This is a genomic window from Clostridioides sp. ZZV15-6388, from assembly GCF_020657755.1.
In the GTDB taxonomy this organism is placed as follows: Bacteria; Bacillota; Clostridia; order Peptostreptococcales; family Peptostreptococcaceae; genus Clostridioides.
This window is the reverse complement of sequence record NZ_JAGWCU010000006.1, coordinates 1-9,721: the sequence shown is the minus strand read 5'-3', so window position 1 is coordinate 9,721 and position 9,721 is coordinate 1. Positions and strand designations below refer to the sequence as shown.

The 9,721-nt window shown below is 27.7% G+C and carries 4 protein-coding genes, 1 tRNA gene and 2 rRNA genes; all 7 read right to left on the bottom strand.

Annotated features, from left to right (window positions below; translation table 11 throughout):
- Nucleotides 1-49: 49 nt before the first annotated feature.
- Nucleotides 50-2,269 carry an ATP-dependent helicase gene (locus KGF48_RS05385; protein ID WP_227867813.1) on the bottom strand — a complete coding sequence of 740 codons (2,220 nt, stop codon included), beginning with the start codon at nucleotides 2,267-2,269 and terminating at the stop codon, nucleotides 50-52.
- Nucleotides 2,262-4,178, bottom strand: a complete 1,917-nt coding sequence (locus KGF48_RS05380; RefSeq protein ID WP_227839111.1) for a hypothetical protein — start codon at nucleotides 4,176-4,178, stop codon at nucleotides 2,262-2,264. Before KGF48_RS05380 ends, KGF48_RS05385 begins: the two co-directional genes overlap by 8 nt.
- Before the next feature lie 246 nt (nucleotides 4,179-4,424).
- On the bottom strand, nucleotides 4,425-6,449 hold the full coding sequence (locus KGF48_RS05375; RefSeq protein ID WP_227867812.1) for an N-acetylmuramoyl-L-alanine amidase: 2,025 nt from the start codon (nucleotides 6,447-6,449) through the stop codon (nucleotides 4,425-4,427).
- Nucleotides 6,450-6,967: 518 nt separating this feature from the next.
- Nucleotides 6,968-8,989 (bottom strand): N-acetylmuramoyl-L-alanine amidase, encoded by a 2,022-nt coding sequence (locus KGF48_RS05370; RefSeq protein WP_227839113.1) that lies wholly within the window; start codon nucleotides 8,987-8,989, stop codon nucleotides 6,968-6,970.
- Between the two features lie 268 nt (nucleotides 8,990-9,257).
- Nucleotides 9,258-9,374 (bottom strand): 5S ribosomal RNA (rrf, locus tag KGF48_RS05365).
- Nucleotides 9,375-9,382: 8 nt separating this feature from the next.
- Nucleotides 9,383-9,456 (bottom strand) — tRNA-Gly (locus tag KGF48_RS05360).
- 92 nt (nucleotides 9,457-9,548) lie between these two features.
- Nucleotides 9,549-9,721, bottom strand: a 23S ribosomal RNA gene (locus KGF48_RS05355); the annotation flags it as partial.

Below are 9,721 nucleotides of genomic sequence, written 5' to 3'. Positions count from 1 at the left end.
CATATCACTTCTTTCTTAACTTTATTTTTTAATAACTATTTATTATATATTAATTTGACCTTTTCTCAATAATATGTCGATTCAGCCTTCTTAAATAGACACATGGTTTCTGTTCTTTTCTTTTATTTCCTATATCATTTTCATCTCTATAAGCACTCCCTGAAAGTACTAACATCTCCTTTGCCCTAGTGATTCCTACATATAAAAGTCTAATCTTCTCATTTATAGAATCAATTTTAGTTTGATAAGCGTAATCAGTTGAAATACTCCCTTTTAGTATAGCTTCAATTTCTGACTTAATAATAGCCATTGGGTTTTTGTATTTTTCTTTTAAGTACCATTTATCACTCTGAAATTTCTGAGTAATATTGTCAGGAAAATTATATTCAACAAGACCTAATAAAAACACACAATCCCATTCCATGCCCTTTGATTTATGATAATTACATAGTGTTATGCTGCCAGGTTCTGGCTCATATCCATTTATCTCATAAACTACATCTATTATGTGATTAAACACCTTATTTTTAACATCAAATAGAACATTGTAAACATCCTCTAAGTCCATATATATATTTTCCGAAACTAAATACTTTATATAAAAAGATATATAATCTAATACTGCTTTATCCTCTTTTTCTAAGTTAAGCTTTTTACCAATAAATAGTATCAGCAGGTCTAACCTTATTATTGGGTATTCTAATATCTGTTTTATAATATCTATACCATCTTTAAAACTTGTATATATATTGCTTTCCTCATTAATTTCTAGTGGTTCAAATTTATCTTTATTAAATTTAAAATCATATATAATTTCTTCTGTTGTATAGTTTTTTAATCCATCTAAAAAATTCTTTTCTTCTATTTCATTATCTGTATTTATAAAAACCTTATCAAGTACGGTTATTAACTTTTCTATATCATCGCAGTTTAGCATAAAATCTATAATAGAAGCTATGTTACTTATAACCATCCTTTTACTTAAAGAATTTGGACCCAATTCTTCAAATGGTAGATTATACTCTCTAAGTTCCTTAGCAACTTGTGTAACTTGTTCATTAAATGGAACTAGTATCCCTATACTCTTATCTGGATATTTCTTTTTTATACCTTTAACATATTTAGCAGTTTGTTCTATTTCATTTTTCCAACTATCATACCATTTTACATTTATATTATAATGCTCTGGATTAGGGTTTTCTTTATATCCCACTCCAGTTGGAACAGTTTTTATTTGCATATCCTCAAGAGCATATCTACATTCTTCTTGTTTAAATTCTTTTGTGACATATTCTACAAGTGTATTTGCTAAATCTAGTATATCTTTTGAACTTCTATTTGACATATCCATCCTATAACAACACTTTGCATTTTTTATAAATGCTTTAAAAAACTTAGGGTCTGATGATGAAAATGTACCTGTTATACTCTGATTTATATCTCCCACTCTAACTAAATTATTGTTTTCACTCGATATAATTTTTATTATATTCCCTTGTATTTCATTTGAATCTTGACATTCATCTTCAAAAATATATTTATATCTAGTTTGGAATTTTTTTCTAAGTCCTTCATCTAAGCTTAAAGTTTTTTCTGCTAAAATTAATATATCATCATAATCTAGCAAGCCATTTTGCTTTAATTTTCTATCATATAATTTGTATATTGGCAAAATCACTTTAAGCATGCCTTTGTGTCCTCTTGATAGTATCTCTTCAAGCTTATCTGGAGAAATTCCCTTGTATTTAAGTTCACTTATAGCATTTCCTGCAAATTCAAAAAAACCTCTCTCCCAAGCTTCGAGAGTTATCTCTTTCCATCTCTCATCTTTTTGCTCTTTTAGAAACCATCTAAATGCTCTTTCTCCTCCATCAAATCTAAATTTATTTATACATTCATTTAATATAATACTTTTTTGTAAATCATCAGCTATATTAAAATCCTCACTCAACATTACTATTTCGGGTTTTTCTTTTATTATTTTTACAGCTAGACTATGTATAGTCATTACTTCATATGAGTTAATATCGTTTATTTCGTTTTCTTCAAGTATTTTTTTTATTCTACCTTTAAAATTATTTACAGCACTATTCATATATGTAAGAACTAATACTTTCCCACCTTTATGTTTCTGTTCAAGTAGTAGTTTAGCTACTAAATTTGTTATTATAAATGTCTTTCCAGCCCCAGGAACTGCTGGAACTGCCATAGTTCCATCCTCATAATTTATTATTGGTATTTGGTCTTCTCTATAATTTATATTAATCATAAATTTTATCCCCTTTATGTGAGAGTTTCAAAAGTATACCATATAGCATACTTTCTTGAATATAACCATTAATTGTGTATTCACTCTTATATGCATAAACTTTATTTGCACTTAACAATAAATTATATATTGTATTATATAGATAGTATTTCTTGTAGTACTCTTCGATTTCATTTGTATAAATTTTTTTCTCTTCAAAAGATTTTCTAAGTACAATTAAATTACTTATATCTTTTTCTATTTTCATATTCCAAGAATTACTTCCTATATCTACCCATATTTGAATACTTCTATCTATATTTGATGATATATATGAATAAGGAGTCGCTATTACTATTTTATCTTTGCTTTTTAACTCTTCTATATCAATAACAGAATAATAATCATTTATTGTCGTCTTTAAAGCTTCTATAAAAATCTTTTCCTCTTTCAATCCAAGTAGGTCTGCACTTTCACTAAATGATTCACTTTCAGCTATTATTTGTTTACATAGGCCAACATTCTTTTTACCATCTTTTAAATTTAACATTTTATCTATATAAAACTGAATTAAAAATTCATGTATTTTTATGTCACTTTTCTTCTTTTCTTCAATATACTGTAAAATATCACGATATTGATTATATCCTTCTATTTTATCAACTTCTAAATGCCTTGTCTCTTTAAAAATCTTAAATGCTTTTATTCTGTTTATGTCTAAAATGGTCTCTAAAAAACTTATATATTCTTCATCTTTTATAAAGTCTAAATATCCATAAAATATGCAAGTAGCAACCACTAGAGCATTTCCATATGGATAATCTATAGCTTTTTTATCTTTTTTAGTGTTAAAAACATCTATATTTCTTTCTCTCAAAGAATCCTTAATTTGATACTCCAATATTGTATTGTTTATAGGTGATATAATTGCTATATCTTTTGGAGATATCCCACTTTCTATAAGAGTTATAACCTTTTCACTCACTAAATCTAACATTTCATTATACAGTTGACTTGATTGATTTAATTCTATACTTGAAGGTAATAAATATAAATCTTCTATTTTTATATTACTTTTTTTAAAGTTAACTTCTTCTTTAAATTTAATTTTAGATATTATCTTTTCATTTATATAATCCATGTCAATATTGTTAAACACAGAATAATCTTTACTAAAATCAAAGAATATATAGCTTTCTAATACATTACTTGATACCTTTTCAATAAAATCTACTTCTGCATTACTTGAATTTTCAAGACTATCAACTATTATATATCTCAATTCTTTAAGTAAAATTTTTAAATAAAATTCATCATTAAGAAGGTAATTATTATATAGATACACACTCAATGCATTATCTAACATTGAATTTGAAAGTAATGTATTTATGTAATATGATATAATTTCATCCATCTGAGTATATGAAAATCTATAGATACTATTTCTATTTTTCTTTGATGAATATATTTTTTCTCCAATAAAATCAAAGTCAATTAAATTAAATGCTGACTTATTTATATTTGTAATTATACTTTTTGCGATTGATTTATTTGTTCCTGTGATATCTTCAAAATATCCTTCTTTCACTCTTTTTTCCTTAACTTTTTTAATTATTAAATATTCACTTAAACTATTTGATATAAATGTTGGAGATATAGATTTTTTATTTATTCCTTCACATTTTTCTATTATAAGTGCCCAGTATTTTAATAATTCTTTTTTTACAAATCCTATATATGTTGTTATTTTTAATTCTTCACTATAATCTAATTCTAATGACCTCTCATATCTTATTCTAGTATTGTTATTTGGTACTAATAAAATAATACTTCTTGAGTTATTTTCAGTTCTATCTAACAATTCCTTATATTTACCTAAGGATTCATTTTCATCTTTTTTTAGACTGCTTTTTTTAAATAAATACTCCACATAATCACCTTCCTTAATTAAATTAAGTGTATATTATCTAATTATATCATATTGTGCATTTCTCAAAATACAATCAAATTATTGCATTTAACTACAAAAAAGACCATATATACACTGTTATGCATTCGTATATGCAACAATGTATATATAGTCTTTATATATTTACACACCCATATTTCAAATTATAGCTTTAATATAAACTCACAATCATAAATTTATATTAAATTTTAAGCACTCTATTTGTAATTACTTTAATGATTCTTCTATTCCTTTAGCTATTTGTGTGCCCATTTCTTTTACTTTTGCAGGTGAATTTACTAACTTCATATCACTTGCATTATCCAAAAATGCACATTCTACAAGTACTGCTGGCATATTATTAGTTCTTAAAACGTATAAATAATCTTTTGTAGGGTCATCTTTAAGTACTTTTGTTTTTATCCCTCTATTTTTAAGATTAAACTTCTCTAAAATTCTATTTAATATGTTTGTAGCTACAGTTTTAGTGGTTCCACCATTTTTATCTTTAAGCTTATAAAATACTTCTACTCCACGACCTTGTTTATTAGTAGAACCATTATAATGTATACTTGTAAATAAATCTGGTTTCAATGAATTAGATAGAGCAGTTCTACCTCCAAGTGATAAAGTCTTATCTGTATCTCTAGTCATAATTACATTTATACCTTTTGAACGTAAATATTCAGTTGTTGCAAGTGAAGTATTTAAAGCATAATCTTTTTCAAGGGCTCCTCCAAATGCTCCACTTACTCCAGGTGCTGAACCACCATGTCCTGGGTCAATCATAACTGTCTTTGCTCCACTATTAGTTTCTGGGTCTGTTGGTGTTGTATTATGCTTAGATAATGATGAAGCTATAGAATTCATCACCTTAGAAGTCAATCCGCCTCCTATCTTATACACTTTATTAGCAGACTTAGCTTCTAAATTATCCTTATGATATGCAGATACATATGTCTTTGGTGTTATAAGTATTGGAGATTTTAAACTAGCAGCTAATGGCCCTGCTGCTAAAGCATCAACAAGTACATCTGATTTAGCTACTAAAACAGCTTCTAATTCATCTTCTGTATAGAATTTTTTTATTACATTTGCATTTGTTTCATGTCTATCTGCTCCAGATACTCTATTATTAGCAACATTATCCTTAGTTATATCATTTACCTTATTGATAACATTTGTTGATATCATTTGAGAACCACCTATAAAGTAGGCACTTTGTAAGTCCTCACTCTCCAGCCATTTATATGTAATATTTGTAATGCTATCTTTATCAGTCACTATAATCGGTTGCTTATCCTGACCTGCTTTTGCTGCTATAGTAAGTGCATCTAGTTCTCCTCCATCCTTACCATTTGTTATATACACTTTATCTACATCGTGATTTTTATCTATTTCTTTTGCTATCAATAGAGATGTCTCATATCTATTTGAGCCATTTATACGTGTTTGATTAGAATCTACAGCTGATTTTATCTGATTAGCACTAGTTTTAGAAATAGAATTCTCATCTCCAATTATAATTATATCTTTAGGATTTAGACGTTTTAATTCTGATTTTACACTATCAGGCACATTATTTTTTTCAACCAAAAGTATTGGTGCATTATATGTAGTTGCTAGTGGAGTTGATATAATACCGTCGATACTTACATCTCCATTTATTATAACTACCTTATCTGAACCATTTTTCCAGCCATCTTTACTTATTTTAACTGCTGTTTCATATCTATCACTTCCTGTAAGTTCTGTAATAGGTGCAGAAGTCTTTCTCAAATATTTATTTACATCTTTTCTTGAAGTTATATCTTCAATTATACATTCCTGTGTTACATTGTAGTCTTTTAAATTTAATCCCATATTTTCTAAATCTTGTTTGTTTAAGGTTTTAGGATTATTTGCACTGTTTATTCTTATTCCTTGTAACTCCCACACATTTTGATATTCTGGATCTTGATTATAATTGATAGTTCCTTCATATGACCCAGTTGATTGATTGTAATTTAGAGTTGTATCTAGTGGCATGTCATAGCATTTATATTTTAATGTAATGCTATCAGCATCTGGCTTTTCTTTAAATTTCACACTTACTTTTGATGTACTTCCTAAAACTATACTTTTTTTCTCCAAATTTATATTTAAATTATCATTATTTTCCATAGCATTAGACTCATTAACAAATGCCATTGTAGGTGCAACAATTGCCATTGAAAGAATTCCTGTTGTTAATAATCTCGTATTTTTTTTCATATTAATCTCCTTACTTAACATAGATTTCTACCTTGCTTTTTTAGTCTTTTTAATTTTTTAAAACACATCAAAGTGTGTATGCCCCAAATTTGCAAAAATTTATTAAAAATTAAATTACAAAAAATAAACAATTACAAAAAATAAACACAATTAAATATATTTAATCATTTCTACTATATCATTTATTACCAAAAAAATCTATAAAAGACAAATAAAAACATATAATGATTATATTTTGTAGAATTTTATACCAATTTTTTGTAAGTCAATAAATATTGTTCAAGTCCTCGACCTATTAATATCGAGAAGTTAAATACATTGCTATACTCGTACCTTAATCCTATCAAGCAGAACTTAACTACAAAACAGAATATGTATATGCTATTTGCACTTATATATGCAAAAATCTATACATAGTCTTTATTAATAATAGAATTATATTTTTATTTTATGAATTTAAACTAAATCTAAAGTCATAAATTAATTTATGCTGAGTTTTTAAGTATTTTCATTATATACTATTTTAATGACTCTTCTATACCTTTACCTATTTGTGTACCCATGTCTTTTACTTTTGATGATGTATTTAATAAACTCATGTCCTTTTCATTATCTAAAAATGCACATTCTACAAGTACAGCTGGCATATCATTAGTTCTTAAAACATATAAATAATCTTTTGTAGGGTCAGTTGATAGTGTTCTTGTTTTTATTCCTCTATTTTTAAGATTGAATTTCTCTAAAATTCTATTTAATATGTTTGTGGCTACAGTTTTAGTAGTTCCACCATTTTTATCTGCAAGTTTATAAAATACTTCTACTCCATTTCCAGTTGTATCAGATGCATTATAGTGTATACTTGTAAATAAATCTGGTCTTAAAGAATTGGATAAGGCAGTTCTATTTCCAAGAGATAAAGTCTTATCTGTATCTCTTGTCATAATTACATTTATTCCTTTTGAACGTAAATACTCAGTTGTTGCAAGTGAAGTATTTAAAGTATAATCTTTTTCTTTAATTCCACCTAATGGTTTACCTGTAGTTCCAGTATCTGAACCACCATGACCTGGGTCAATCATAACTGTCTTTGCTCCATTATTAGTTCCTGGGTCTGTTGGTGTTGTATTGTGCTTAGACAATGACGCTGCTATAGAATTCATTACCTTAGAAGTCAATCCGCCTCCTATCTTATACACCTTATTAGCAGATTTTGCTTCTAAATTATCCTTGTGATATGCAGATACATATGTCTTTGGTGTTATAAGTATTGGAGATTTTAAACTAGCAGCCAATGGCCCTGCTGCTAAAGCATCAACAAGTACATCTGACTTAGCTACTAAAACAGCTTCTAATTCATCCTCTGTATAGAATGTTTTTATTACATTTGCATTTGTTTCGTGTCTGTCTGCTCCATATACTCTATTTTTAGTAACACTATCTTTAGTTATATCATTTATTTTATTGATAACATTTGTTGATAACATTTGAGGACCACCTATAAAGTAGGCACTTTGTAAATCCTCACTTTGTAGCCACTTGTATGTATCATTTGTAAGACTGTCTTTATCACTTAATATAATTGGCTGCTTATCTTGACCTGCTTTTGCTGCTATAGTAAGTGCATCTACTTCTCCACCATTTGCATTTGTTATATATACTTTATCTACATCATGATTTTTATCTATTTCTTTTGCTATCAATAAAGATGTCTCATATCTATTAGAACCATTCAAACGTGTTTGACTAGCACTTACAGTTGATTTTATTTGATTAGCAGTAGTTTTAGAAATAGAATTCTCATCTCCTATTATTATTACATCTTTAGGATTTAGACGCTTTAATTCTGCTTTTACACTGGCTGGTACATTGTTTTTTTCAACTAAAAGTATTGGTGCATTATATGTAGTAGCTAGTGGAGTTGATATAATACCATCAATACTTACATCTCCACTTATTATAATTACTTTATCTGAACCATTTTTCCAGCCTTCTTTACTTATCTTTACTGCTGTTTCATATCTATCACTTCCTGTAAGTTCTGTAATAGGTGCAGAAGTTTTTCTCATATATTTGCTTACATCTTTTCTTGAAGTTATGTCTTCAATTATACACTCCTGTGTTACATTGTAGTCTTTTAAATTTAATCCCATAGCTTCTAATTCTTGTCTGTCTAAAGTCTTAGGATTAGTTGCACTATTTATTGTTATACCCTGTAATTCCCACACATTTAAATATTCTGGGTCTTTATTATAGTTGATTGTTCCTTCATATAATCCAGTTGATTGATTGTAGTTCAGAGTTGTATCTAGTGGCATGTCATAGCATTTATATTTTAATGTAATGCTATCAGCATCTGGCTTTTCTTTAAATTTTACACTTACTTTTGATGTACTTCCTAAAACTATACTTTTTTTCTCCAAATTTATATTTAAATTATCATTATTTTCCATAGCATTAGATTCAGTAGCAAATGCCATTGTAGGTGCAACAATTGCCATTGAAAGAATTCCTGTTGTTATTAATCTTGCATTTTTTTTCATATTAATCTCCTTATTTAACACAAATTTCTATTTTATTTATTTTTTGTCCTACTTACTGTTAGAATTGCTTTTAAAACGTATGTCAAAGTGTATCTCCCAAAAATTTTAAAGAAATTTATAAAAATAAACTTACAAAAAAACAAAAAAAATTAAATATTTAAATATTTAATTATATTCACTATATCATTTATTACCAAAAAAATCTATAAAAGACAAATAAAAACATATAATAATTACATTTTTATAAAATTTTATACAAAAAAAGATTACGTGGCTACGTCCTACTCTCCCAGGCAGTTTCCCACCAAGTACCATCAGCGCTAGAGAGCTTAACTTCTGTGTTCGGAATGGGAACAGGTGTATCCTCTCTGCTATTGTAACCACATAATCTTTTGGAGCGGGTGAAGGGGATCGAACCCTCACAGCTGGCTTGGAAGGCCAGAACTCTACCATTGAGCTACACCCGCATTAGATTTTTATAACTAGTAAAACCAGTTTCTTTAAAGTTAACACTCTAAAAACTACATATATATTTTAATTAATGAACATCAAATAAATATTGGTCAAGTCCTCGACCTATTAGTATCGATAAGCTAAATACATTGCTGCACTTACACCTTCGACCTATCAACCAGATAGTCTTTCTGGGGTCTTACCCTTGCGGTGGGAAATCTTATCTTGAAGTTGGCTTCGCGCTTAGATGCTTTCAGCGCTTATCCATTCCGTACATAG

Coding starts and splice junctions, on each gene's coding strand:
- KGF48_RS05375 (WP_227867812.1), bottom strand. CDS start 6,449: ATGAAAAAAAATACGAGATTATTAACAACAGGAATTCTTTCAATGGCA.
- KGF48_RS05370 (WP_227839113.1), bottom strand. CDS start 8,989: ATGAAAAAAAATGCAAGATTAATAACAACAGGAATTCTTTCAATGGCA.
- KGF48_RS05385 (WP_227867813.1), bottom strand. CDS start 2,269: ATGATTAATATAAATTATAGAGAAGACCAAATACCAATAATAAATTAT.